At 67.2% G+C, this 24,653-nt stretch carries 24 protein-coding genes and 1 pseudogene; 6 read left to right on the top strand and 19 right to left on the bottom strand.

What is annotated here, in order from left to right:
- Positions 1–5 precede the first annotated feature (5 nt).
- The 8 genes from AWC31_RS32880 to AWC31_RS38050 form a co-directional block, all read right to left on the bottom strand.
- Positions 6–1,652, bottom strand: coding sequence for a virulence factor Mce family protein (locus AWC31_RS32880; protein ID WP_085149451.1), 1,647 nt, complete (start codon positions 1,650–1,652; stop codon positions 6–8).
- 12 nt (positions 1,653–1,664) lie between these two features.
- Positions 1,665–3,248 (bottom strand): virulence factor Mce family protein, encoded by a 1,584-nt coding sequence (locus AWC31_RS32875; RefSeq protein ID WP_085149448.1) that lies wholly within the window; start codon positions 3,246–3,248, stop codon positions 1,665–1,667.
- The gene (locus tag AWC31_RS32870) at positions 3,245–4,276 is read right to left on the bottom strand and encodes a virulence factor Mce family protein (RefSeq protein WP_085149445.1); all 1,032 of its coding nucleotides are present in this window, start codon (positions 4,274–4,276) and stop codon (positions 3,245–3,247) included. Before AWC31_RS32870 ends, AWC31_RS32875 begins: the two co-directional genes overlap by 4 nt.
- Positions 4,273–5,493, bottom strand: a complete 1,221-nt coding sequence (locus AWC31_RS32865; RefSeq protein ID WP_085149443.1) for an MCE family protein — start codon at positions 5,491–5,493, stop codon at positions 4,273–4,275. The genes AWC31_RS32870 and AWC31_RS32865 overlap by 4 nt, the downstream gene beginning before the upstream one ends.
- A gap of 2 nt (positions 5,494–5,495) precedes the next feature.
- Positions 5,496–6,377 (bottom strand): MlaE family ABC transporter permease, encoded by an 882-nt coding sequence (locus tag AWC31_RS32860; RefSeq protein WP_085149441.1) that lies wholly within the window; start codon positions 6,375–6,377, stop codon positions 5,496–5,498.
- Position 6,378: 1 nt separating this feature from the next.
- Positions 6,379–7,176 (bottom strand): MlaE family ABC transporter permease, encoded by a 798-nt coding sequence (locus tag AWC31_RS32855; RefSeq protein WP_085149439.1) that lies wholly within the window; start codon positions 7,174–7,176, stop codon positions 6,379–6,381.
- 229 nt (positions 7,177–7,405) lie between these two features.
- A complete protein-coding gene (locus AWC31_RS38055) occupies positions 7,406–7,888 on the bottom strand; it encodes a transposase (protein WP_234817074.1) in 483 nt (160 codons plus the stop codon).
- Between the two features lie 79 nt (positions 7,889–7,967).
- Positions 7,968–8,531, bottom strand: a complete 564-nt coding sequence (locus AWC31_RS38050) for a helix-turn-helix domain-containing protein (RefSeq protein WP_234817073.1) — start codon at positions 8,529–8,531, stop codon at positions 7,968–7,970.
- A gap of 102 nt (positions 8,532–8,633) precedes the next feature.
- On the opposite strand from AWC31_RS38050, the gene AWC31_RS38045 reads away from it, so the two are divergent.
- Positions 8,634–8,843 carry a hypothetical protein gene (locus AWC31_RS38045; RefSeq protein ID WP_234817072.1) on the top strand — a complete coding sequence of 70 codons (210 nt, stop codon included), beginning with the start codon at positions 8,634–8,636 and terminating at the stop codon, positions 8,841–8,843.
- Positions 8,844–9,029: 186 nt separating this feature from the next.
- Here AWC31_RS38045 and AWC31_RS38225 read toward each other — a convergent pair.
- Positions 9,030–9,143 (bottom strand): annotated as a pseudogene (locus AWC31_RS38225) (hypothetical protein); the annotation flags it as partial.
- A gap of 252 nt (positions 9,144–9,395) precedes the next feature.
- Between AWC31_RS38225 and AWC31_RS32835 the strand changes: the two are divergent.
- The 5 genes from AWC31_RS32835 (at position 9,396) to AWC31_RS32815 (ending at position 16,598) form a co-directional block, all read left to right on the top strand.
- Entirely contained in the window at positions 9,396–10,997 is a 1,602-nt protein-coding gene (locus AWC31_RS32835) for an acyl-CoA carboxylase subunit beta (RefSeq protein WP_085149433.1), read from the top strand.
- 5 nt (positions 10,998–11,002) lie between these two features.
- Entirely contained in the window at positions 11,003–13,036 is a 2,034-nt protein-coding gene (locus tag AWC31_RS32830; RefSeq protein WP_207626465.1) for an ATP-binding protein, read from the top strand.
- Positions 13,037–13,090: 54 nt separating this feature from the next.
- Complete coding sequence (locus tag AWC31_RS32825) at positions 13,091–14,245, top strand: acyl-CoA dehydrogenase family protein (RefSeq protein WP_085149427.1); 1,155 nt, start codon at positions 13,091–13,093, stop codon at positions 14,243–14,245.
- A 26-nt stretch (positions 14,246–14,271) separates the two neighbouring features.
- The gene (locus tag AWC31_RS32820) at positions 14,272–15,825 is read left to right on the top strand and encodes an acyl-CoA synthetase (RefSeq protein ID WP_085149424.1); all 1,554 of its coding nucleotides are present in this window, start codon (positions 14,272–14,274) and stop codon (positions 15,823–15,825) included.
- A gap of 212 nt (positions 15,826–16,037) precedes the next feature.
- Positions 16,038–16,598, top strand: coding sequence for a TetR/AcrR family transcriptional regulator (locus AWC31_RS32815; protein WP_085149422.1), 561 nt, complete (start codon positions 16,038–16,040; stop codon positions 16,596–16,598).
- Between the two features lie 131 nt (positions 16,599–16,729).
- Here AWC31_RS32815 and AWC31_RS32810 read toward each other — a convergent pair whose 3' ends face one another.
- From AWC31_RS32810 to AWC31_RS32765, 10 genes are read right to left on the bottom strand one after another with little or no spacing between them, the layout of a single operon-like run.
- Entirely contained in the window at positions 16,730–18,454 is a 1,725-nt protein-coding gene (locus AWC31_RS32810; RefSeq protein ID WP_085149420.1) for an acyclic terpene utilization AtuA family protein, read from the bottom strand.
- Positions 18,451–19,263 (bottom strand): TIGR03084 family metal-binding protein, encoded by an 813-nt coding sequence (locus tag AWC31_RS32805; RefSeq protein WP_085149418.1) that lies wholly within the window; start codon positions 19,261–19,263, stop codon positions 18,451–18,453. Before AWC31_RS32805 ends, AWC31_RS32810 begins: the two co-directional genes overlap by 4 nt.
- A 1-nt stretch (position 19,264) precedes the next feature.
- Positions 19,265–20,032, bottom strand: a complete 768-nt coding sequence (locus AWC31_RS32800; protein WP_085149416.1) for an enoyl-CoA hydratase/isomerase family protein — start codon at positions 20,030–20,032, stop codon at positions 19,265–19,267.
- A gap of 43 nt (positions 20,033–20,075) precedes the next feature.
- On the bottom strand, positions 20,076–20,546 hold the full coding sequence (locus AWC31_RS32795; RefSeq protein WP_085149414.1) for a hotdog family protein: 471 nt from the start codon (positions 20,544–20,546) through the stop codon (positions 20,076–20,078).
- Entirely contained in the window at positions 20,543–21,034 is a 492-nt protein-coding gene (locus AWC31_RS32790; protein ID WP_206430379.1) for an FAS1-like dehydratase domain-containing protein, read from the bottom strand. Before AWC31_RS32790 ends, AWC31_RS32795 begins: the two co-directional genes overlap by 4 nt.
- 32 nt (positions 21,035–21,066) lie before the next feature.
- Positions 21,067–21,492 carry a MaoC/PaaZ C-terminal domain-containing protein gene (locus tag AWC31_RS32785; RefSeq protein ID WP_085149410.1) on the bottom strand — a complete coding sequence of 142 codons (426 nt, stop codon included), beginning with the start codon at positions 21,490–21,492 and terminating at the stop codon, positions 21,067–21,069.
- The gene (locus AWC31_RS32780) at positions 21,489–21,947 is read right to left on the bottom strand and encodes an FAS1-like dehydratase domain-containing protein (protein WP_085149408.1); all 459 of its coding nucleotides are present in this window, start codon (positions 21,945–21,947) and stop codon (positions 21,489–21,491) included. Before AWC31_RS32780 ends, AWC31_RS32785 begins: the two co-directional genes overlap by 4 nt.
- Entirely contained in the window at positions 21,940–22,983 is a 1,044-nt protein-coding gene (locus tag AWC31_RS32775) for an LLM class flavin-dependent oxidoreductase (protein WP_234817071.1), read from the bottom strand. The genes AWC31_RS32780 and AWC31_RS32775 overlap by 8 nt, the downstream gene beginning before the upstream one ends.
- On the bottom strand, positions 22,980–23,417 hold the full coding sequence (locus tag AWC31_RS32770) for a Zn-ribbon domain-containing OB-fold protein (protein ID WP_085149402.1): 438 nt from the start codon (positions 23,415–23,417) through the stop codon (positions 22,980–22,982). The genes AWC31_RS32775 and AWC31_RS32770 overlap by 4 nt, the downstream gene beginning before the upstream one ends.
- On the bottom strand, positions 23,414–24,580 hold the full coding sequence (locus tag AWC31_RS32765; RefSeq protein WP_085149399.1) for a thiolase family protein: 1,167 nt from the start codon (positions 24,578–24,580) through the stop codon (positions 23,414–23,416). Before AWC31_RS32765 ends, AWC31_RS32770 begins: the two co-directional genes overlap by 4 nt.
- Between the last annotated feature and the right edge of the window lie 73 nt (positions 24,581–24,653).

Below are 24,653 nucleotides of genomic sequence, written 5' to 3'. Positions count from 1 at the left end.
CCGGCTCATCGCGGTGCTCCGGCTTCGGCGGGCAGAGGCGGTGCGGCCGGTGCCGGTGGGGCAGGCGCCGCGCCGGGCCCGGGTGTCGGAGCCGTCAGTGGCGTTCCCGGATCACCAGGAACAACACCCGGCGCGGGCACCGGCGGCGGACCGGGCTGCGGATACCACGGCGGCGGCAACGGATTGCGTTCGTCGAAGGCGTTCGGCGGCCCCGGCAGGTTCCCGCCACGCGTAGTCCCGAACGCTGGCGGCGCGGACGGGATCGGTGCATCCGGCCCACCCAGCAGGGCAGCCAGCGACTCCGGGGTGAGCATGTTGGCGGTGAACGGCTGCACGTCAACGCCCTGCATCCCCGGCGCGGTGACCCAGCCCGGCTCATGGTTGCCGTGGGAGAACAACGTGTCCCGGGCGAAGATGCCAGGCACGGTGGTGTCCTTATAGCCCGGCGGCGGCTGCAGCCGCGGTTCGGAGTACGCAATGTGCTTCGGCAACGTGCTCGCTGTGTTGATCGGATTCACGCCGAACGGCAGGAAGTTGAACTTGATCGCATCCATAATCGGTGCTAGATACTGTGCGCATAGCTCCGCCGAGTCCTGGTAGCCGAGCCGGCTGCCTGCCTGAATCGCGCTGCAGATGAACTGCATCGGATTGGCGAACGATGCAATCGCCGGTGCGGCTGAAAGATTGCCGCGTGTCGGTTCGTAGATGTTCACCACGTTGGCACCGAAGTGTGGAAGCACGTGCAGGGCCGTTTCCAGACCGTCGAGCGGTTCGGGCTGCAGGATCGCGTTTGTCACGTCGGCCAGGTTGTTGACGTCGGCGGTCAAGACCTCACTGTTCTCGTCGAGGAACCCGCGTGTGGTGGTGAGCAGCTCGTTGAGGTCCTGCAGCGCGGTCGCCAGCTCGCGGTCGGTGTTGGTGAACGAGTTGGTGAACTGCGCCAGGTCGTCATTGAGGGCGACGAACTGCTGATCGCTGCGGTAGAGCGCGTTGACGAACAGCGCGAGGCTCTTGACGACGCTGAAAAAGTCTCCACGGCCCTCGTTGAGGGTGGTCAGCGCCTCCGACAGGCTGTTCAGCGTCGTGTTGATCTGCTTGCCCTTGCCGGCTAGCCCGTCGCCGAACGACTCGATCACGTCACCGAACGGACCCTTGGGCTGTTGCGGCGTCGGTCCGAGGTCGGTGAGGATCCGGTTGAGCGAGTCACGCAGGTCGTCGTACTCGACCGGCACCTGGGTGCGGTCGATCGGGATGACCGCGTCGTTCTCCATGAGCGGGCCGCCGGTGTAGGGCGGGGCCAGCTGGATGGTGCGCGACGCGACCAGGCTCGGGTTCAGGATGGAGGCGGTGGCGTTGGCCGGGACCTTGAACTTCTTGTCGTAGTTGAAGGTCACCTTCATCTTGTCGCCGTCGGGTTCGATCTTCTCGATCTTGCCGACCTGCACGCCCATGATCTGCACCTTGTCCCCGGGGTACAGCGCCAGGGTCTGGGTGAAGTAGGCGGTGACGGTGTTGGTGGTCAGCCGCTGATAGGCCGTCCAGCCCACGAACGCGGCCACTATCGCACCGATCAGCACGCTCGTGCCGACCACCAGGGCCGCCCGGGACACGCCCGGCAGCTTGAGGTTTCGCACGTTGAAGATCGTCGACATCTAGCTCTCCCCTTAACCTTGTGAACCCGGCGGGAGGAACGGTGGATTGCCCGTCAGCGGAGCCGAATCGGCAGGTGGCAGCTGCGGACCCGGTCCGGGCGGCGGCGGCGGACCGTTGAGGGCCGGCGGCAGAGGCGCGATGCCGGGAGTGAAGTCGGGCGCCGAGGGCTGCGGCTCCAGCGGAACCGTCCGCGCACCGGGCGGGGCGGGCGGCAACGGCGGCATCGCGCCCGGCACGTTTGGCGAGAGTTGGCCCGGGATCGCAGCAGCGGGCACGCCCGGTGCGGGCTGCGGCCCGTTGGGGTTCGGCGCCGACGTCGCGACTTTGGGACTCTGCCCCTCGTAGTTCGGGCCGTACGGGTTGTCGCCGTAGGGGCCGACCGACAGGCCCGCACAGGGCAGCGGGTTCCCCGGCCGGGGCAGTCCGTCGGCGGGCGGGGTGTACGAGCACGGAGAGCCAGGGACGACGGCCGGACCGGGATTTTCCGGCGTGCCTTCCAGCGGCGTCGGCGACGGCGGCGGGGCGCCATTCGGGAAGCCGGTGCCGTTGGGGTCCGGGAACCGGAAGGCGGGCAGGCCGGCGTTGCGCCAGAACTCCTCCGGGTTGATCCCGCGCTTCTTGAACGCGGCATCGACGAACGGCTGCAGGATCTGGTACGGCAGCAAGTTGGACAGGAGCACTTTGAAATAGGGGCCCGAGGCGACGGACTCGCTCAGCGCGGTGAGGAACTTGCTAAGCGTGCTCAGCACGTCGACCAGGTCGAACTTGCGCTCTACCAGGATGTTGCTGATCGTGCGCAGCTGCTCGAGTACCCGGTTTAGGTTCGGGTTGTCGTCGATGAAGCCCTTGAGCTGTTCGGAGAACACTGACACCCGCTCCAGCAGCTGACCAACGGCGTAGCTGCGCTCGTTGATCGCCGACAGCAGCGTCTGCGCATTGACCAGCAGCGCATTCACCTGACCGCTGCGCTCACCGAGGACGCCGGCGATGTTGTTGGCGTTGCCAAGCAGCTGTTTGATCTGCTCGTCGCGCTTGCCGATGGTGTCGGAGAATCGGGCCACCCCGTCGAGGGCGGAGCTCAGGTGCGGATACGTCTGGTCGATCGTCTCCGACAGCACGTTGAGCGATTCGCGCACCGATGTGGTGTCCCAGCCGGACGCCGACTTCGTGACATCGAAGAAGGCGTCGTAGATCTGGTACGGCGTGGTCGTCTGGCCCAGCGGCAGCACACCGTTGGCCTGCAGCTCCTCCGACCCGCGCGGCTCGATCTCGATGTTCCTGCGGCCGAGGATCGTGTCCGTGCGGATCGCCGCGCGGCTGTCAGTGCCGATCTGCGTACCGCCCAGCGTGAAGCCGACGACGACCCTATCGCCCTCGATCTCGGTCTTGAGCACCTCGCCGATGTCGACGCCGGCGATGCGCACCTTGTCCCCGGGAGTGATGCCGCCGGTATCGCCGAACTGTGCGTAATACTTCGGCTTGGCGAACAGCATCGGCACGCTGGCGAAGCTCTGACCCACCCCGATCACGATGACGAGCAGGATGATGCCCATCAGCCCGACGCGGACCCGGTTTGATCCCTCAAGGACTCTCATTTCGGCGTGCACCTACCCGAGGGCTGCGAGGTGACCCTCACCGTGCGTACCGGACCACCTGGCTGCAGACCGTTCAGCTTCAGCGAGATGTCGCACAGGTAGAAGTTGAAAAAATCGCCGTACACGCCGCCGGCGCGGCCGATGATCTTCAACGCGTCCGGCAACCGGACGAGGATGTCATTGAGCTGGTCCTTCTGGTCAACCAGCGGCTGCTGTACGGCGTCGAGGTAGCCGACGGTGTCTTGCAGAACCGGCCGATTGTCGGTGAGCAGATCGGCCACCGTGCCCGCGGCGTCGCTGATGTCGGCGACCGAGGAGGCGATCGGGTCGGCGCGGTTCTTCAACCCGGTGATCAGCCTCTCGAAGTTCACCAGCGTCTCGTCGAACTGCTCCTGGTGCCTGACGGTGGTGTCGAGCACGGTGTTGAGGTTGCGGATCACCTCGCCGATCGCCTGGTCGCGATCGGCCAGCGTTGACGTCAGCGACGCGGTCTGGTCCAGGATGTCGTTGATGGTGCCGCCCTGCCCCTGGAACACCGTGATGATCGACTGTGCGATGTTGTTGACCTTCTCCGGATCGAGCGCCCGGAACAGCGGCCGGAAGCCGCCGATCAGTGCGTCGAGGTCCAGCGCGGGTTCGGTGCGCTCGACCGGGATGGTGCCGCCCGAGGGCATCCGGCGATCACTGTCACCGCGCTTGAGCTCCAGATAGCGGTCGCCGATGAGGTTGAGGTAGCGCACCGAAGCGGTGGACTCCTCGAACAGCTCCAGGGACCGCTCGACATCGAAATCGACGCGCGCCTTGGAGCCGCCCTCGATCAGCTTCACGTCCTTGACCTTGCCGACCTCGACGCCGGAGGCGCGGACGAACTGTCCGGGCCGCAGGCCACTGGAGTTGCTGAAGATCGCCGAATAGCCGGTGGTGCGGTCGAACCGCATCTGGCCGAACACCACGACGATGACCGCGGTGAACAGCAGCAGCACCAACGAGAAGGCGCCCAGCTTGATGGCGGTACCGGTGATTCTCATGGGTTGATCGTGTTCTCCCCTACCTGGCGACCCCAGATGTACTCGAGGGCGAGCGGTTGACCGAGTTCGAAATGGTTGTACGGCGCGATCGACGCACCGGTGTCCATCACCAGGTACGGCGCCGGCCACAGGTCACGCGTGATCGGCTGCCAGCAGCCGGGCCGCCCCTCCGGGCCACCCTTGGCGTTCAGCCGAGGCAAGTTGTCCGGGTAGACGTACGGGTTCTCGGCGCCGTTGATGGTGGAGTTCGTGTCGAGCGAGTAACCGTTGCCGCCGACTGCGGCCGCGACCTCGGGGGCGACGTCGTGGAAGTTGCGGACGGTGCAGAACAGCGCCGGGCTGTACTCGTCAAGCAGTTCGCTCGTCGGAATGAGGTCCTCGGCGCCGCGCACCAGATACGGGCCACCGCGCTCGAACACCTCACCGCCGGTGTTGCCAAAGCCGACCGCCGCGATCAGCGCCTGATCGAGGTTTCCGCGTTGTTCGTTGAGCGTGCGGGCGGTGGTCACCGCGTTCTCCAGACCGTCGAACAGGTCGGGTGCGGCGTTGGAGTACACCTCGCCGAGGTCGGCCAGTGCCCGTACGTCCCGGCGGAGCTGGGGCATCTGCGGGTTGAGGTCGGCAAGGATCGTGTTCCCGTTGACCAGCGATTCGCCGAACCGGTCACCGAACCCGTCGAGGGCCTGTGCGGTCGCGGTCAGGGTCTGGTTCAACTTAACCGGGTCCACCTTCTCCGCCAGCGACACCACGGTCTGGAATAGCGTGTTGAACTCCGTGGTCACGCTGGTCACGTCGATCACGTCAGAGCTCGTGATGCGCTGTTCGGTCGGGTTCTCCGGCGACGAGAACGACACGTACTTGTTGCCGAACACCGTGGTTGCCTTGATCTCGGCATCGACGTTTCGCGGAATCAGGTCGATGTACTTCGGATTCACTTCGAGCCTGATCAGCGCCTGCGGCTCGTCGCCGACGGTGACCGATTCGATCTGGGAGACCTTGCCGATCTCGACGCCGTTGTAGGTAACTTTAGACCCTGGGTCCATCACGAGGCCGGCGCGCGCTGTCTTCATAGTCAGCTCCTCGCGCGGCAAGAATTCGCCGCGGAACTGGAACCACACTAGGGCGACGACGACGGCCAGTACCAACAGCAGTACGAGACCGGCCAGCTTGTACGGCGGCCGCTTCGGGCTGTTCACCGGTGCTTGAGGCGACGTCATGACTACACCGTCAGGTTGAAGTTCGGGTCGGTGCCGTACAGCGCCAACGAAGCGAATAGGACAACCAGCACGGTCGCGATCAGCGATGCCCGCATCGACCGGCCGACGGCCTCACCGACGCCCACCGGACCGCCGCTGGCGAAGAAGCCGTAGTAGCAGTGGTTCAGCATGATGATCAGCGAGATAATGATCGCCTGCACGAACGACCAGGCCACGTCGTCGGGCCGCAGGAACGTCCGGAAGTAGTGATCGTAGGTGCCGATCGACTGACCGTAGAACAACGTCGTGGTGACCTGCGCGGACAGGAAGCTCATGATGATCGCCATCGCATAAAGCGGAATGATCACGATGAACCCGGCCACGATGCGCGTCGACACCAGATACGAGATCGACTTGATCCCCATCACCTCGAGGGCGTCAATCTCCTCGCTGATGCGCATGGCGCCCAGCTCGGCCGTCGCACCCGCGCCGACCGTCGCCGCCAGCGCCACACCGGCCACCACGGGTGCCGCGATGCGCACGTTGACCAGGGCGGCGAAGAAGCCCGTGAACGCCTCCACACCGATGTTGCCCAGGGAGGAGAAGCCCTGGATCGCGATCAGTGAACCGCCCGAGAGCGTGACGAAGCCGACGATCGCGACGGTGCCACCGATGACCGCCATCGCCCCGGTGCCCATACCGATCTCGGCGATCAGGCGCAGCACCTCCTTGCGGTAGAAACGCAGCGCGTGACCGATCGACCCGATCGCGGTAACCACGAACCACGCGACGTGACCCACGCTGTCCAAACCGCGCGCGGGGGCGCCGACGAGGCGCTCCCCGCGGGCATAGCCCCGCGGAAAGCGTTGCCGGAGAACCGTGCCGGTACCCGGCTTTGTCGCCATATCAGCGCCCCGTTCCGAAGCGGACGCCGATCGTGGTCATCACAACGTTGACGGCGAACAGTGCGATCACGCAGAGCACCAGCGTCTCGTTCACGCCAGTTCCGACGCCCTTGGCGCCGCCGGACACCGTGAGACCTCGATAGCAGCCGATCAACCCGGCTATCAAACCGAACGCGAGTGCCTTGACAACCGAGATGAGCACCTCGGGCAACCCGGTCACCAGCGTCAGCGTCGACACGTATGCGCCGGCGGAAATGTTCTGGATGTACACGCCAAAGATGAACCCGCCGACCAAGCCGATGGTGATGACCGCGCCATTGAGTAGGAAGGCCACGAACGTGGAGGCGACGACTCGCGGCGCCACCAGCCGGTGGATCGGGTCGATCCCCAGCACCTCGAGGGCGTCGATCTCCTCGCGAATCGTCCGGGCACCGATGTCGGCGCAGATGGCCGTCGATCCCGCGCCCGCGACCACCAGCACTGTCACCAACGGGCCGAGCTGAGTAACGGCGCCGAGCGCCGCGCCGGCCCCGGAGACGTCCGCGGCACCGAACTCGGCGAGCAGGATGTTGAGCGTGAAGATGATGAGCACGGTCAGCGGGATCGCGACCGCGATGGTGGGCAGGAACGCCACACGCATAAGGAACCAACTCTGGAGGATGAACTCGCGCCATTGGAATGGACGCGATAGAGCCCTCGCGGTTAGAACGCACATCCGAACGAAGCCGCCGACGGCTTCCAGACCCGGCCTCACCTGATCCGTTACGTAAGCAGTGAGACCGCTGGATGCCGTGCTCACCGGCGTATTTCCCTGACGGTACCCTCTATGTCGCGATGTAACAGGAACTCTTGCGCCACGCACACTCCTTGCCTGTTTCGCCGTACTGCTGTGGCTGCACTCCCAAAACGGAAAGGCAGCAAACCGACTATAAAGGACGCGCGGTCTAAAGGCCACCGAACGATGATCTTTGGCGATCCGTAATGCCCTAGCTTAGTGGTCTGGCTCGTAAGTTCGTCGGGGGTCGCGTTCAGGCAGCCCGAGGCTGGATCGGATTGTGCTCGGAGTCGCGGGCGTCGAGCCTGGTCAGCAGTGCGTTCAGGTCGGTGGTGGTGAACTTCCACTTGAACGGCCGCGCGGTCTGGTTGTAGCGGGTCTCGAAGTCGTTGAGCCGGTCGATGACCTCGTCGATGTTGGTGAAGTCGTTGGGCGCCAGCGCTTTCCGCTGCACTATGGAGAAGTAGATCTCGATCTGGTTCAACCAGGACGCGTGCACCGGGGTGTGCACCATGATCGCGGCCTGCCCGCGGTGGGAGGAGCCGTTGTCGACGATCCAGAACACCCGGTTGGCGGATTTGTAGGGTACCTGGGCCATCACCTGTTCGACGAGCCGGTGAAACGGTTCGATGCCGGTGGTGTCCTCGCAGCGGCCGAACACCTGCGCGCGGTGCACGTCGTAGGCGGCTAGGTAGGCCACCGCGCCGCCGCGGTCGTAGTCGTGGTTGACCCGCATCGCCCGGGCGACGCCGGGCGGCAGCGTGGGGTGGCAGCGGCAACGGGCCTGGATGGGGAGGTCTTCTCGTCGGCGGAGATTACAAAGTCGTTCGCGGCCCCAGCGGTTCTCCCTCCCATTTCCGGTCGTAGAGGTCGAGCACCCGGCCCGCTTTGAGCGCGAAGTCGGGGTCGGTGACGAAGATCGACCGGTACTGCCAGGGTTTGAGCGCGTCTTCGCACAACCAGCGGCGCACTGTGGCGGGCGAGATCGACTCGCAAAACCCTTCCGCGACGGCGTAGCGGGCCAGCTCCGGGCACGGCCACCGCGCCAGCGGCAGCCCGCTGTCCGCCGGTGGTGTACACGCCGCCGCTTTGACCTGGGCGACCTGCACCGGGCTGAATTCCGGTGGCCGTCCGGAACGTTTCGCATCCGACAGCGACGCGATACCCGGCGCCGCGCACCAGCGGTTCCGCCACTTGCGCACGGTGTCCTCACACACCCGCAGCGACGCCGCGATCTGCGCGTTCGGCTCGCCCTCGGCCGCGGCGAGCACGATCTTCGCTCGCGTAACCAGGCGTTGCTCGGTGCGCCCGGACCGGACCAGACGCCGCAGTTCGCGGCGCTGCGCCCCGGTCAACATGATCCGGTCGGCGGGTGCCACGGCGTCTGCTCCACGAGGCGAAGTTCACACTGGTCACTTCAGCCTCACCCATCACGGATGTCTCATTGCTCAACGACACGCCGTGAGGCACGATCAAAGACCATGGCCGCACCTCCAGCATCGACGAAAACGTCCCTGCAGCAACGGCTCAGCGCCCGCGCCCGCCAACGATGGCCCCAACTCGACGGCATCGACGTGCGCTTCCGCGGCGCGTTCGCCTATGTCAGCGGACGTCTACCCGCCGGCGAAAACATCCCGCTGATGCGGCTGCGCTACGGCGGATCCGCCGCCCGCTGGGGCTTCGCAATGTAGCTGGCCAGCAAGAACGGCTACCGAGACTCAGTCCTGCAGACCGGCCAATTCGCCGGCGCACCCGAAGACGCCCTCGACACCGCATGCGGCCTCTACCTCGGCGACCCAACCGCCTGGATCTGACCCCCGACGAACTTACGAGCCAGACCACTTAGGAAGATATGCCCGCGAAACCAAACGACAAGGAGCAGTGGCATCGTCGCTGAAGCCCCGCGCCCGCAGCGTGCGCCCATCGACCCCAGTGGCCGGGTCGGGCAGCTGCGGGCCGCCCAGCATCCGCCGGGCCGTCGAACGGCCCATCCCCGTGAGGGTCACCACCCGATCCAGAATCTCGCCCTTACCCGCCTTTGACGCTTTGCGGTACTGACCACGCAGTTTGTTCGTCACCTGCCGTCTTGCAGCCATCTCGACCTTGCCCTCCACACCGGGCAAGCCATCCGCGATACGCGCTCAAAATAGGTGAGGCACGCCGCGCCGTTGTCACCTGATGTTAATTGCGGCTAACATCAGCGCCTAGCAGATCGACGTCGATGCTCGCCCGGAGGGAAAACTTTGGTACAGGTCCTGTCCGATCGGGTCGACGACACCGCGCCCAGCTATCTCAAGAACCGCGAAGGACTGAGCGCGCAACTCGACACCATCGCGGAGCAACTGGCGCTGGTCAACGGCGGCGGCGGCGCAAAATACGTTGCGCGCCACCGCAAGCGGGGCAAGCTACTCGTCCGCGAGCGCATCGAGCTGATGCTCGACTCCGACACAGCGTTCCTCGAACTATGCCCCTTCGCCGCCTGGGGCAGTAAGTTCCCCGTCGGCGGTAGCGTGGTGGTAGGCATCGGCGTGGTCGAGGGCATCGAGTCGATGATCATCGCCCACGACCCCACCGTCCGCGGCGGCGCATCGAACCCCTATACCTTCCGCAAGGTGTTCCGCGGCATGGCCATCGCGCGGGAGAACCGACTGCCCATCATCAACATCGTCGAGTCTGGCGGCGCCGACCTGCCCACACAGGCAGAGATCTTCGTGCCCGGCGGGCAGCTGTTCCACGACTTGACACAGCACAGCGCAGCGGGGCTGCCGACACTGGCCTTGGTCTTCGGCAACTCGACCGCGGGAGGTGCGTACGTCCCGGGCATGTGCGACTACGTCGTGATGGTGCGCAACCGTTCCAAGGTGTTCCTCGGCGGTCCGCCATTGGTCAAGATGGCCACGGGGGAGGTCTCCGATGACGAATCGCTCGGCGGCGCCGACATGCACGCCCGCACCTCGGGGCTGGCCGATTACATGGCCGAGGACGAGCAGGACGCGATCCGAATCGGCCGTCGCATCATGGCGCGGCTCAACTGGCGGAAGAACGGCCCCGGACCCACCACGCCGCCGCACCCGCCGGTGCACGACCCCGATCAGCTACTCGGCATCGCCTCCGTCGATCCGAAGGTGCCCTTCGACCCCCGCGACGTGATCGCCCGAGTGGTCGACGGGTCGGCCTTCGACGAGTTCAAACCTCTCTACGGCACCTCACTCGTCACTGGCTGGGCCTCGATCCACGGCTTCCCGGTCGGCATCCTCGCAAACGCACGCGGCATCCTGTTCAGTGAGGAGGCCGAGAAGGGTTCGCAGTTCATCCAACTGGCAAATCAGATCGACACCCCCCTCATCTTCCTTCAGAACACCACCGGTTTCATGGTCGGTGCCGAGTACGAGCAGGGCGGCATCATCAAGGACGGCGCCAAGATGATCAACGCCGTATCAAACAGCACAGTCCCGCACGTGACCATCACCATGGGTGCGTCCTACGGTGCCGGGAACTACGGCATGTGCGGGCGGTCGTACTCACCGCGTTTCCTATTCGCTTGGCCTAACTCGAAGTCGGCCGTGATGGGTCCGGCGCAACTGGCCGGAGTGTTGTCCATCGTGGCGCGCGAGTCCGCCGCCGACCGCGGGCTGCCCTTCGACGAGGAGGCCGACGTCCAGATGCGCGCCGCTGTCGAGGAACAGATCGAGCGCGAATCCGTCGCACTGGCCAACAGCGGCCGCCTTTACGACGACGGGATCATTGATCCCCGCGACACGCGGACCGTTCTCGGGTTCTGCCTGTCTGTGATCCACAACGGCGAGGTCCGTGGCCAGCGTGGCTACGGCGTGTTCCGGATGTGATGGCGATGCCCAAGATCCGCAAGGTCCTGGTCGCCAACCGTGGCGAGATCGCGCGGCGGGTGTTCCGCACTTGCCGCGACCTCGGGATCGCCACCGTGGCGGTCTATTCCGACGCCGACGCCGACGCGTGGCACGTCGCCGACGCCGACGAGGCCGTGCACCTTCCCGGCTCGTCTGCCGCCGAGACGTACCTCGACATCCACCGGATCATCGCCGCTGCCTCGCTCACCGGCGCGGACGCAGTACACCCCGGCTACGGCTTCCTTTCGGAAGACGCCGGGTTCGCGCGTGCCTGTGTCGCCGCCGACCTCGTCTTCATCGGTCCGCCGCCCGGGGCGATCGACGCGATGGGCTCGAAGCTGCAGGCCAAGAAGATGATGTCCGACGCGGGGGTGCCTGTGCTGCCCGGTGGCGACACGACGGGGCTGTCGGCCGAGCAGCTGGCGAAGCTGGCCGCCGACGTCGGCTACCCGGTGCTGGTCAAGGCCAGCGCCGGCGGCGGTGGCCGAGGCATGCGCGTTGTCGCGTCGCCGGACGAGCTCGACGAGGCGGTCGCCTCCGCTTCGCGTGAGGCCGCGGCCGCGTTCGCCGACGGCACCGTCTTCCTCGAGCGTTACGTCCACCGCCCGCGCCACGTCGAGATCCAGGTCATGGCCGACACGCACGGAAACGTCGTGTCTCTGTTCGAGCGCGAGTGCTCCGTGCAGCGTCGACACCAGAAGGTGATCGAGGAGGCGCCGTCACCGGTCGTCGACGACGCGTTGCGCGCTCGGATGAGCGAGGCCGCCATCGCCGCCGCACGCGCCGTCGGTTACGTGGGCGCCGGGACGGTCGAGTTCGTCTACGACGCCGACCAGGACGGCAAGGGCGGCTCCTTTGCCTTCCTCGAGATGAACACCCGGCTGCAGGTCGAGCACCCGGTTACCGAGCTGATCACCGGCCTCGACCTGGTGCGTGCCCAGCTGCTCGTAGCCATGGGCCGCCCGCTGCCCGAGGAGATGCACAACCCGCGAATTCGCGGTCACGCGGTCGAGGCCCGTCTGTGCGCCGAGGATCCGGCCGACGACTACCGGCCCCACACCGGCACCCTGCGCACCATGGATGTCCCGGCGCTCGCCGGCGTGCGGGTTGACTCGGGTTTTCGTGCCGGTTCGGTCATCAGTCATTACTACGATTCGCTGCTGGCCAAGGTCATCGCGTGGGCACCAACGCGCGACGAGGCACTTGCCAGCCTCTCGGCGGCGCTGGCCGGCGCCCGTATTCACGGCGTGACCACCAATCGCAACCTGCTTGTGCGCGTCCTGCGCCATGACGAGTTCGCCGGGCGGGGCACCGACACTGGTTTCCTTGACCGACACGACGTCGCCGAACTCGGCGCTGCCCTCCTTGACACGCAGGCAGAGCGCCTGCACGCCGTCGCGGCGACCGTGGCCAGCGTGGCCGCGCGGCGTGCCGCGGCGACGGTCCAGGCCACGTTGCCCGCTGGATGGCGCAACAACCCATCGCAATCGCAGATCACGACATGGCAGACCCAGGACGGGCGCGAAGTGCGCGTCGGGTACACGTTGCGTCTGACGGACACCTGCCTGCGCGTCGATGACGAGGCGTTGGCCGACGTCGAGCTTGTCGCCGGCAGCAGCGAGCGTGTTGTGCTGCGCGTGAACGGCGTGCGCCGCGCCTACGACATAGTCCTCGACCGCGATATCGCCCACGTCGACTCGGTCGCCGGCTACTCCGCCCTGCGGCTGGCGCCACGCTTCGTCGACCCGAGCGCTCTGCACCCGCCCGGGTCGCTCACCGCGCCGATGCCGGGTTCAGTGGTCCGACTGCCGGTCGCCGAGGGCGAGACGGTCTCGGCGGGCCAAACCCTAGTCGTCCTGGAGGCGATGAAGATGGAGCACACCGTCGCGAGCCCGATTGACGGGGTGCTGAGCGCCCTGCCGGTCCAGGTCGGCCATCAGGTCTCGAGCGGTGACGTCCTCGCCGTGGTCGAGGCGGTGGACGGCGGTGAAGTGGCGTCGGACGCCACGGAGCTCTAATGAAGCCGGCGCGCTCCCGATCGGTGGCGCGTCGATACCGATGTGAGGAGTGTCATGGAATTGCACGAGACAGAGGAACGTCAGGACCTGCGCAAGGCGGTCGCCGAGATCGCCAAGGACTTCGGACACGAGTACTACCTGGAAAAGTCGCTGGCCGGCGGGAAGAGCACCGAGCTGTGGCAGGCCGTGGGCAAACAGGGCTTCCTCGGGGTGAACCTTTCCGAGCAGTACGGCGGCGGCGGCGGCGGCATCTACGACATGCAGATCGTCGGTGAGGAGCTCGCCGCGGCGGGCTGCCCGCTGCTGATGACCGTCGTCTCGCCGACCATCTGCGGCACGATCATCCAGGCATTCGGCAGTGAGGAACTCAAGCAGCAGTGGCTGCCGGGCATCGCCAGCGGCGAGACGATCATGGCCTTCGCGATCACCGAGCCGGACGCGGGCTCGAACTCGCACAACATCTCCACGACCGCGAAACGCGACGGTGACGACTGGGTCATCAACGGCACCAAGTACTACATTTCTGGCGTCGATGAAGCCGAAGCGATCCTGGTGGTCACCCGAACGTCTACCAACGACAGTGGTCGCGGACTACTCAGCCTGCTCGTCGTGCCCACCGATGTCCCCGGGCTGACCAAGTCACTCATCCCGGTGCAGGCGGTCACTCCAGAGAAGCAGTTCACTCTATTCTTCGATGACGTCCGCGTGCCGGCCGCCAACCTTGTCGGCACGGAGAACGAGGGCCTGCGCCAGGTCTTCATGGGCCTGAACCCGGAGCGAATCATGGGGGCGGCGCTCGGCAACGGCATCGGTCGCTACGCGCTGGATAAAGCCGCCGATTACGCCCGCAAGCGCCACGTGTGGGGAGCGCCGATCGGCTCGCACCAGGGCGTATCGCACCCGCTCGCCCACGCCAAGATCCAGGTTGAGCTGGCCCGGTTGATGACTCAGCGTGCCGCCTCCCTGCACGACGCCGGCGATCCGGGGTCGGGTGAGGCGTCGAACATGGCGAAATACGCCGCAGCCGAGGCGGGCATCCTGGCGCTCGACCAGGCGATTCAGACCCACGGCGGCAACGGCATGGCCACCGAGTACGGCCTCGCCACGTTGTGGGGTCCGGCCCGGCTCATGCGCACCGCGCCGATCAGCCGCGAAATGATCCTCAACTTCGTGGCGCAGCACAGCCTGAAACTGCCCGCGTCCTACTGAGTCGCCGCGGAATGAAAGGGAATCGCATGCAACTCGGCATCGGTCAGTGGGTGACCCGGCGCGCCTTCCTCAACGGCGGGCGCACCGCGTTGATCAGCAACGGCGCGCACATCACCTACGCCGACCTCGATCGGCGCACCAACCAGGTCGCCGCCGCACTCATCGCCCTCGGCGTGCGCAGGGGCGATCGGGTCGCGATGCAGCTGGTCAATTCGACCGAGTTCATCGAGGTGCTGCTGGGCTGCGCCAAAATCGGCGCACTTGCAGTTCCGCTCAACGTGCGCCTTGCCGGACCCGAGATCGGCTACATCCTGGCCGACTCAGGCGCCGATGTTCTGGTCTTTTATGAGCCGTTGGCCGCGCAGGCCAGGAGCGCCGTCACCGAGTCCGGAGTCCGCGTGCGCCATGTCGTGCGCGCCGGTGGGGTGCCGGCGCCGGGCGAGCTCGGCTACGAAGACGTCGTCTCGGGCGCCGCGCCCGAACCGCTCAACGGTGACGTCGACGGCCGCGACCCCGCGTTCATCATGTACACGTCGGGGACGACGGGACGACCCAAGGGCGCGATCCTCACCCACGACAACCTGCTATGGAACGCGATCAACGTCCTCGGCACCGACATCGGCCTGCGGGGCGAGGACGTCACCGTCGCGGTGGCGCCGATGTTCCACATCGGCGGGCTGGGAGTACACACCCTGCCGCTGCTCTACGTGGGCGGCACCAGCGTCATCATGCCGTCCTTCGAGCCGCGAGCTACGCTGCAGGCGATGGCCGACCACCACGTCACGGTTCAGTTCATGGTGCCGGCCATGTGGACCGCTCTCACACAGGTGTCCGACTTCGACTCCTTCAACCTGTCTGCGCTGCGTTTCGCCATGGGCGGCGGGTCGCCCGTCCCCCTCACGGTCATCGACTTCATGCGCCAGCGAGGCGTGCCCTTCACCGAGGGCTTCGGCATGACCGAGACCGCTCCCCTGGTGACCGTCCTCGACGCCGACAACATCAGCACGCGGGCCGGGTCGATCGGCCGCGTCGCAATGCATGTCGACGCCCGCATCGTCGACGACGACGACCGCGACGTCGCGACCGACACCGTGGGCGAACTGATCGTGCGCGGCCCGAATGTGTTCACTGGCTACTGGATGAAGGCCGAGGCGAGCGCCGAGGCGTTACGCGGGGGCTGGTTCCACACGGGCGACCTCGGGCGCATGGACGCCGAGGGCTTCATCACCCTCGTCGACCGCAAGAAGGACATGATCATCTCCGGCGGCGAGAACGTCTACCCGATCGAGGTCGAGCAAGTTCTCTTCCGCCACCCGGCGGTACTCGACGCCGCCGTGATCGGCGGCAAGGACTCAAAGTGGGGCGAACGCGTCGTCGCGATCGTCGTCGCCGACCCGGCAACACAGGCACCGAGCGCCGAGGAGATCGTGGCGTGGTGCCGGGAGCGGCTGGCGCACTTCAAGTGTCCGCGTGACGTGCACTTCGTCGCCGAACTGCCGCGCAACGCCACTGGCAAGCTGCTCAAGACCGAGCTGCGCGCGCAGTTCACGGGCATCGAGGGCGGAGTCGTTTTGCGCTGAGTCGTGCCGCTGCAATCGCGGGTTCGAAGCAGAGCCCCTAAATCATGAACTGAGAAGAGGATGCGACAGCATCGGGGGGGCTAGCGGTTTCGTTCACCTCCCTCGATGTGGTGCGCGGGCGCCGACACAGGCAACGTCAGCGTCGGCAGGATCCCAGCCCAGCGGGTCGGACGGCGAACAACGTCAACCACAAATTGACAGGAGGACAGAAAGTGGCCGGTTTGCGCCGCAAACTGCTCCTCGAGGCCGCCGCCGACCTGTTCGCGCGGCAAGGCTTTCACGCCGTGGGCATCGACGACATCGGTGCCGCAGCAGGGGTGAGCGGGCCGGCCGTCTACCGGCACTTTCAGAACAAGGACGCGATCCTGCGCGAGTTATGCGACGCCGCCATGACTGAGCTGCTGGCCGGCGCCCGGCGTGCCACCACCGCCGGCACACCGACGGAGGTCCTGCACGCCCTTGTCGACCTACATGCGGCCTTCGGCGCGCGACGACGCGGCCTGTTGGCCGTCTACGCCCGCGAGCACCGCTCGCTGTCGCCGCTGGCGACCCGTGCCCTGCGACGCCGACAGCACAGCTACGAGTCTTTCTGGGTCGACGCGCTCGTACGAGCACGGGGCGATCTGGACCGTGAGCGCGCACAGGGCCTGGTCGCCGCCGTGCTGTCATTGCTCAACGCGTCCGCGCACATGCCGGCGTCGCTGGACGACGCGACGATTGAGGCGATGCTGGTCGCCGCGGCCGTTGCGGCACTGTTCAGCGGCGCGCCGTGACCGGATTCGCGTGGCGGTCGGCTGAGTCGAGTCCCTTCAGGAGTTGAAGCCGCCCCAGCATTGCACGACCTATCCGCTGACGTAGTCGATTCGGGGTTACACAGCAAGGTAGACGGCGCCCCGCACCGGATTCAGTGTGTGTCGAGCAGCGACTGGGGAATATCCACCATGCGGGACCGCACGTATTCCCCGAGCCCCTTGGCCTGCGCGTCCAGCCGGGTCGAGGAGGCCACCCCGTCACCGAGCAAGCCGTGCACCACCACGTTGAGGGCGCGCAGGTTCGGCAGTTCGAAGCGTTCGATGCGCAGGTGCGCCGTCTCCGGCCCGAGCAGTGTGCGCAGCCGCTCGACGCTGAGGTAGTCGCGCGCCCACGCGTACCCAGGGTCATCCCGTGCCCACAGGCCGAGGTTAGCGTTGCCGCCCTTGTCTCCGGACCGCGCGCCGAGTACCGACCCGAGCGGCGCGCGACGTGTCGGCCCGGACGGCACCGGCAGCTTCGCGGGCGGGGCGATCCCAGCCGGCGGGACGGCACCGGTCGGCGGGTCGGGGATCTCGTGCCGTGTGCCGTCGGCGTCGACGAGTACGTGCGTGAGAGCCGAGCGCGCTACGTAGGCCGGCCGGTAGACGCCGAAGGCGGTCTCCGAGGACGGTGGCGTGGTGGTGTGGAAGCCGGCGAAACCAGCCAGGGCGATCTCCATGACCCCCCCGGAGAAGGCTCGGCCCACCTTGCGCGGGTCGGCGTCCTTCACCGTCACACGCAGGTGCGCGCAGGCTTGCTCGTTCGTCGGTGCGTCGGAGAAGTCGAAACGCAACAGCCTCACGTCGACTTCGTCGAAGGCGTCGCGTCCGCCGAGAACGTCGAAGAGCTGCTGTTCGGCGAAAGCCGCCTTGGCCTCGATGTCGAGGCCGGTGAGCACCATGGTCATCGTGTTACGGAAGCCGCCCACCTCATTCAGCGCCACCTTCAACGTGTCCGGCGGCGGACTGCCTTTCGTACCGCTGATCGCGACGCGGTGCTCACCCTGTTGAGCCAGCCGGATGGTGTCGAAGTGGGCGACGACGTCGGGGCCGAGGTAGGCAGGTTCAGCGATCTCGTAGAGCAGCTGGGCGGTGACCGTGCCGACTGAGACCAGTCCCCCGGTGCCGGGATGCTTCGTGATCACCGAAGAGCCGTCCTCGGCGACCTCGGCGATCGGAAACCCCGGGTAGCGGCGGTCGGTGATCTCGTCGAGGAACGCGTAGTTGCCGCCCGTCGCCTGAGGGCCGCACTCGATCACGTGCCCGGCGACGACCGCGCCCGCGAGCCGATCCCAGTCGGCGGGTGCCCAAGCGTGCCACCAGACGGCTGGACCGACGACCAGGGATGCGTCGGTGACCCGGCCGGTCACGACGACGTCGGCGCCCGAACGCAGCGCCTCGGTGATGCCCCAGGCGCCGAGGTAGGCGTTGGCCGATACCGGTTTGATGTCGCCGACGGGCGGCGTGATTGCGTGGAGGTCGCCACGTAGGTCGTCGCCCTCGACGTGCGCGACGCGCGCGGTGAGGCCGAGACGTGCGGACAGCTCGCGCAACGCGGCGGCCAAGCCGGCGGGACTCAGCCCGCCCGCGTTCGCGACGACCTTGATGCCACGATCGAGACAGGTGCCCAGCACCTGTTCCATTTGGGTGAGGAAAGTCCGCGCGTACCCGCCGGACGGGTCTTTAGCCTGGGCCTTGGCCAGGATGAGCATGGTCAGCTCGGCCAGATAGTCACCGCACAGGACGTCGATCGGTCCGCCCTCGACCATCTCGCGGGCTGCGGCGATGCGGTCGCCGTAAAAGCCGGAACAGTTGCCGATGCGGACCGGGACGCTCACCGCTGACCCCCTGCGAACTGGCCCGCCACGCGTCCGCCGCCAGGGGGCCCCGCGAAGGCCTGGGCGATCGCGAGCCACTGGTCGGCCAGCGGGCCGTCGGCGACCAAAGCGGTGTCGTCGCGGTGGCGGCGTTGGGTGACCAACAGGCAAAAGTCGAGCGCCGGCCCGCTCACGTGGTTGGTGGCGTCGGCTGGCCCCCACGTCCAGACGCTGCCGTCCGGAGCGGTCAGCTCAACGCGTACCGGGTCCGCGGGCAGGTCCAGACCGTTGGCCAGGTAGCTGAACGCGCGCGCACCCACCCCGATGTGGGCTACGTGACGCAGCCGTGCCGTGGCCGCGCGGGTCCCGCCGAGCGCGTCGACGACGTCCTGGCCGTGCGCCCAGGTCTCCATGAGTCGCGCTGTCAGCGACGAGACCGCGCTCATCGGCGGCCCGAACCACGGCAGGCGGGTCGCCGGGTCAATGTCCGCGAACGCCGCAACGAGGGCTGCACGCGACGTGTCGAACCACGCGAGCAGGTCGGCAGCCGGCATTTGACGGTAGCGCTCGGCGATGACGTCGGGTGAGATGCTTCCGTCGGCCATCATCGGCAGGTAGTCGCTGCTGAACCCGTCGGGGTCGGTGGTCGAGCGCACCGCCACGTCGTCGAAGAACGCCAGATGGCTGATCTGGTCGCGGATCGTCCAGCCCACGGCCGGCGTCGGCGCGTCCCAGCCGCGCGGACCTTCGGTCAGCGGCGCGACCAATCCGCGTAGGGCTGCCGTCTCCGCTTCGATGTCGGCGATGACCGGCTGCATGCTCACCGCCACGTCAACATCCCTTCCACTGCGGCGCGCGCTTCTCGCGGAACGCCCTCGGGCCTTCCTGCGCGTCGTCGCTCAGATAGACCGGCTCCCAGATCTCGTCGGCCAGGTCGTACGCGGCGGCGAGGTGGTGCTGTGCCGAGAGGTGCACGGTGCGCTTGGACGCGAGCACCGATAGCGGAGCGTTCGCGGCGATGCTGAGCGCCAACCGCTGGGTACGCTCGCGCAACTGATCGGCCGGCACCACCTCGTTGACCAAGCCGACCTGGTGGGCGCGCTCGGCGGTGATCGGGTCGCCGGTAAGCAGGATCTGCATGGCAACGCGTGGGGGCACCAGCCACGACAGCGGTGTTGCCCACGGCGAACCGCGGCCGACCTTGACCTCGCTGACGGCGAAGGTCGCGTGTTCGGCAGCCACGACCAGGTCGCACTGCTGCGCGAGCAGGAAGCCCCCGGCGAACGCGACACCGTTGACGGCCGCGATCGTCGGCTTCGCGACGTCGATGTTGCGGCCGAACTGCGGAGCGAAGTCCTTCGGGGGCACCTTGAGCGCGTTCTGCGCCATCTCCTTCAAGTCCCCGCCGGCGCAGAACGCCTTATCGCCCGCGCCGGTGAGGACGAGCACCTTCGCCGCGTCGTCGTCGTTGAAGCGGCGTACCGCGTCGAAAAGCCCCGTGCGCACAGCGTTGTTGAGCGCGTTGCGCGCCTCGGGCCGGTTGATCGTGAGCCACGCGACGCTGTCGACGACCTCGTAGCGAATCGGTTGCTCGGCCACCGAGCCTCCGTCCCTCACCGTCGCCTCGCATGTGAGTGGCAGTTCACCCGGGCACCTCGACCAACGGGTCGGCCAGCTCAACGGTGGCTTCACTCGGTACGCAGGGACCGTCCTCGCTCGAGACGAGCAGTTCAAGGTCGACGAGGCGCCGTCCGCCATCGTCGCGTTTGGCCACGACATTGCCGCTCAGGGTCGCGGTCTGGCCCGGGTAGATCGACCGGATCATTGAGATTTTGCGGCGTCGGATGAGCGCGTCGGGTCCGGCCCATTCGTTGAGGCCGCGGTCGATGAAGCCATGGAAGAAGAGGGTTGACAGGTAGATCGTGCGCTGGCCCTGGCTGCGCGCATAGTCGGGGTCGTGGTGACCGGGGAACCAGTCCCATGTCGAAGCCGCGTTCATGCAGATGCGCTTGTAGCTGATCTCGATCGAGAGGGACGTCATGGTGTCGCCGACGGCGATGTCCTCGAACCGCACGGGGAAGCGGACCATGCTGTGCTCGGTGGATTCGTTCATGATGCGCCTTCACTATCGGCGGTGTCGTATCGGAAGAGCACGTTGGTGTTGCGGCCGATGACCTCACCGTGCTGGTCGGAGAAGGTGCTCACCGTGGTGATGAACACGCCGGTGCCCACCCGCGTCGTCTTCGGCTCGGAGATCGAGGCGATCTCCTCCACGATCGACACGTGATCGCCTACCCGGGGCCGGCGTTCGAACTCGGTCGTCGTTGAGGCGTTGATGATGTGGTGGCCGGGCAACGGGACGCTGAGCGCGAACATCATGTCGGCACGCGCTAGGTACTCGGGCACCCACTGCGGCGCGAAGCCGAGGGTCATCAGCAGTCCGGGCGGGCAGTCCTCACCCTCCCAGTAGCGGGGGTTCGCGTCCTCGACGAGCGAGCAGTAGTACAACACCATCGAGCGGTCGATCGGGAACCACGCACGCCGCGGTTCGGAGCGATGACCGACCCACGCTTGGCCTTCGTCGAAGGTCCCGAACGTCATGCCCAGGCCGGTGACGTCGCTCGTTGGCGCGCTCACCGGGCCACCTGCACGACGGCGCTCCCCTTTATCGCGGGTTCGCCGGTCTGGCGCGTGACCACAAGTTCGAGGTCGGCCACCTGCTGCCCTCCGGCCTCGCGCACGCCGGTGACCGTGCCGGCGAAGCTGAGCAGGTCACCAGGCCATACCTGACCGGTGAAACGGATGCGGAACGAGCGGATGTAGGCCAGGCCTACCCAGGCGGTCAGCCGCTGGGCGAGCAAGCCGCCGTGCAGCAGTCCCATGCCGAACACACCGGGCATGCCGGCCGCGCGGGCGAACTCTTCGTCGTGGTGGATCGGGTTGAAGTCGCCGCCGGCGCCGGCGTAGCGGACGATGTGCGAGCGCGTCAGCGGGCCGAACTGTGAGGTCGGCATCTCGTCGCCAGCGGCCAACGCCACCGGTGCGGAGGATGTCGTCATTGGGTGGAGCCTCCGGTTTCGATCAAGACGTCGGTCTGGCGCACGACGAGCTCGTCGCGCTGATTGGTGAAGTCGGTCTCGATCGTGACCATTGTCATGGTGCCGCCGCGCTTGCCCTCACGGCTGGTCACGTTCGACACCCGGCGCGTCTCGGTGAGCTCGTCACCGACGAACACCGGCGCGAAATACTCCCAGCCGCACTCGCCATGCAGTACGCGGCGCAGGTCGAGGCCGAGGCCGCCGAACATGTCGTCGTCTGCGCGCCAGTGAGCCGAGGAGACGACGAAGGTCGGCGGAGCGGGGATCGCGCTGAAGCCGGCGGCCCGGGCGGCTGCGGCGTCCTGGTAGATCGGGTCGTGGTCGTCGAGGGAAATCGCGAACTCGCGCACTTTGGACCGGTCGACGGGAAATGTGGTGCTCCCGAGTTGCGTCCCGATAAGCGAGGCGTCAGCCACTCTGGTCACCTTTCCCGCTGGCGAGAGCCGGCGCACAATCGCGGATGAGGTCGCCGAGGTTCTCGGCGATGCGTTCGGGTGCGACCCCTATCGAGGGCGAGTAGAGAATGATGTGATCCAGCACGCCCTCGTAGCGGCGCAGCCCGTCGCGGACCTCGGCGGCGGTACCGGCCACGGCCATCGAGTCGATCATGTCGTCGGTGACGGCTGCGAACATGGCCGGCAGGTCGCGCCGTGCGAACGCCTCGCGAATCGCCGCCCCCTGCCTGGCGAAGCCGCTCACATCGAGAACGTGCTCGTAGGTCTTCACCGAGGAGTAGAACGCGATCTGCTGCGCGGCCTCACGACGCGCGATCTGCGGGTCGTCGTGCACCGCGCAGATGACCATCGAGACGATCTCAACGTCGGCGGGATCGCGTCCGGCTCGCTCCGCACCGCGCACGACGGCTGGGCGGGCGACCTCCTCGACGTAAGCCGTGGTGAAAAGCGGATGACCAGCCAACCCGTCGGCCACGCGCCCGGCCACCTCGCACATCCGCGGACGCACGCCCGCGGTGATGATCGGGATCGCTCGCTTCGGCGGCGCGACGTCGCCGGTCGGGACGAGATTCATCCGGTAGAAGCGCCCCTCGTGGTGCACGGGGCCCTCGTGCAGGTTCCAGATCCGACGCACGAGCGGGACCAGCTCCTCCATGCGCAGAGCGGGAGCGGAGGTGTCCTCCACGCCGTGCCAGTCGCTCATCATGCGGCGTGTGCCGTTGCCGAGCCCGAGCACGACGCGCCCGCCGGAAAGCTCGTCGAGGTCACGCGCCTCTGTGGCGAGCACGAGCGGGCTGCGCCCGACGCCATACAGGATCGACGACCCGATGCGGCAGCGCTTTGTGCGCGCGGCCATCGCGGCCATCGAGATCGAGCCGGAGCGTGAGTAGAACTCCGAGGCCCAGGCGGCGTCGAAGCCGGCGAGGTCGGCAGCCTCGGCCGTATCGACAAGGGTGGCCAAGTCCCCGCCGAGCACCGAGACGCCGTACGTGCTCACGACGCCGCCGGCCCGAATCGGACCAGCCCAAGGTCCTCGTTCACCCGCTCGAACACTGCGCGCACTCGCGCGCCGATGACGACGTCATCGGGGGCTACGCCCTCGAGACTGGCCAACAACTGCGGCCCCTCGTCCAGACGAACGAGCACGACGACGTACGGCGCGCTGCGCGGGAACGAGTCCCACGGGGCGCGGTACACCGGCGCGAAACTGACAATCTCACCAGTACCCGCCGCGGTCTCCCAGGCCAACTCACCGTCATGGCAGACGGGACACACCAGCCGCGGGTAGAGGAACGGGTGGCCGTTCGCGCACCGCTGGAAGACGAGTACGCCGCGGGCCGCTGCTGCGAAGTAGGGACCGTTGACATCGGTCAGCGGCGGCAGCGCCTCAGGATCGTGCAGACCGTCGAGGGAACTCGAAGCTGCGGTCATGACGCTCCCTCCATCACCATGCTGACGTGACTGCACAGCATCGAGCCGTAGCTGTGCACGAACGCGGTGTCCGCCGCTAAGACCTGACGGCCCTCGGCGCGACCGGACAGCTGCCAGTAACCCTCAAGGATCTGCGAAATGCCAGAGGAGGTCCCGGTGTGCCCGAACCGGATCAGGCCGCCGTCGGTGTTCACCGGAAGGTCGCCGCCCGGATCGGCGCGGCCGTCACGGTAGAAATCGCCTGCCCCGCCGGGCTTCACGAAACCCGCCTCCTCAAGGATCATCGCGGGGTTGGAGGCGAAGGCGTCGTAGAGCAAGGCGATGTCGATGTCGGCCGGCGCCCGTCCGGAGCGCTCGAAGGCCATCGGACCCGAACGGGCGGCCCCGGTACGACCCGGCCGGGCCAGCGAGGTCAGGAAGCCGTGGGTGTGACCCTCTCCGAAGCCGAGCAGGTGGACCGGTCGGTGCTTGCCCGCGCGAGCCCGGCGGGAAGAGCCCAGCACGAGCGCGCCACCGCCCTCGCAGGGAATCGAGCAGTGGTAGAAGTGGAACGGCCCGGCGATCGGGCGGGACGCCAGCACGTCCTCCACACTCAGGCGTTGTGAGCGGTGCGCGATCGCCGCGGGATTCAGCGCGGCCCACCGGTCCTGCGACGCGGTGACCTCGGCGATGTCCGCCTTGCCCTGTCCTGTCTCGTACATCCAGGCCTGCGCGATCAAGCCGTACAGCGCCGGCACGGACGGTCCGTAGGGCATCTCGAACGCATGGTCACATACCAGCGCCATCAGTTCGCGCCCGCCATCGCGGATCGGTGGAAACTTGCCCGCCGACACGACCAGCACCGTATCGGCCTCGCCTCGGGCGATGACGTTACTCGCCATGCGCGTCATGGCCAGATGGGTCCCGCCGCCAAGCTGACAGGTCATCTGAAGTTTCAGGTTGTGCAGCCCGAGGTAGTCCATGAGGTCCTCGGACAGGAAGACCGAGCCCTCGTTCGTCATCGGCCCGGCACACACGAGACCGTCGACCTCGTCTGGGGCCACCCCTGCGTCGGCGAGAGCCGCGACCGCGGCGCGCACATGCAATTCAGTGGAGGTGTACGGAACGTTTTTTCCGGGAGTGAGTTCGGCGGCACCGATGATGGCCGGCTGGTCGTGTGGCATCCACGCTCCTCTCGACCGCGCGTTCAGCGCCGGTCCCGATGTGAACGACGGTTATCATAGCGTGCCCAGCGGC

The sequence above is a fragment of the Mycolicibacterium wolinskyi genome (assembly GCF_002101965.1).
Classification (GTDB): Bacteria; Actinomycetota; Actinomycetes; order Mycobacteriales; family Mycobacteriaceae; genus Mycobacterium; species Mycobacterium wolinskyi.
This window is presented reverse-complemented; position numbering and strand designations above follow the sequence as displayed.

Excerpts from the sequence above, each read along its gene's own strand:
- AWC31_RS32880 (WP_085149451.1), bottom strand. The coding sequence starts at position 1,652 with ATGTCGACGATCTTCAACGTGCGAAACCTCAAGCTGCCGGGCGTGTCC.
- AWC31_RS32875 (WP_085149448.1), bottom strand. The coding sequence starts at position 3,248 with ATGAGAGTCCTTGAGGGATCAAACCGGGTCCGCGTCGGGCTGATGGGC.
- AWC31_RS32870 (WP_085149445.1), bottom strand. The coding sequence starts at position 4,276 with ATGAGAATCACCGGTACCGCCATCAAGCTGGGCGCCTTCTCGTTGGTG.
- AWC31_RS32865 (WP_085149443.1), bottom strand. The coding sequence starts at position 5,493 with ATGACGTCGCCTCAAGCACCGGTGAACAGCCCGAAGCGGCCGCCGTAC.
- AWC31_RS32860 (WP_085149441.1), bottom strand. The coding sequence starts at position 6,377 with ATGGCGACAAAGCCGGGTACCGGCACGGTTCTCCGGCAACGCTTTCCG.
- AWC31_RS38055 (WP_234817074.1), bottom strand. The coding sequence starts at position 7,888 with ATGCGGGTCAACCACGACTACGACCGCGGCGGCGCGGTGGCCTACCTA.
- AWC31_RS38045 (WP_234817072.1), top strand. The coding sequence starts at position 8,634 with ATGGCCGCACCTCCAGCATCGACGAAAACGTCCCTGCAGCAACGGCTC.
- AWC31_RS32830 (WP_207626465.1), top strand. The coding sequence starts at position 11,003 with ATGCCCAAGATCCGCAAGGTCCTGGTCGCCAACCGTGGCGAGATCGCG.
- AWC31_RS32825 (WP_085149427.1), top strand. The coding sequence starts at position 13,091 with ATGGAATTGCACGAGACAGAGGAACGTCAGGACCTGCGCAAGGCGGTC.
- AWC31_RS32820 (WP_085149424.1), top strand. The coding sequence starts at position 14,272 with ATGCAACTCGGCATCGGTCAGTGGGTGACCCGGCGCGCCTTCCTCAAC.
- AWC31_RS32795 (WP_085149414.1), bottom strand. The coding sequence starts at position 20,546 with ATGAACGAATCCACCGAGCACAGCATGGTCCGCTTCCCCGTGCGGTTC.
- AWC31_RS32790 (WP_206430379.1), bottom strand. The coding sequence starts at position 21,034 with ATGACGTTCGGGACCTTCGACGAAGGCCAAGCGTGGGTCGGTCATCGC.
- AWC31_RS32785 (WP_085149410.1), bottom strand. The coding sequence starts at position 21,492 with ATGACGACATCCTCCGCACCGGTGGCGTTGGCCGCTGGCGACGAGATG.
- AWC31_RS32770 (WP_085149402.1), bottom strand. The coding sequence starts at position 23,417 with ATGACCGCAGCTTCGAGTTCCCTCGACGGTCTGCACGATCCTGAGGCG.
- AWC31_RS32765 (WP_085149399.1), bottom strand. The coding sequence starts at position 24,580 with ATGCCACACGACCAGCCGGCCATCATCGGTGCCGCCGAACTCACTCCC.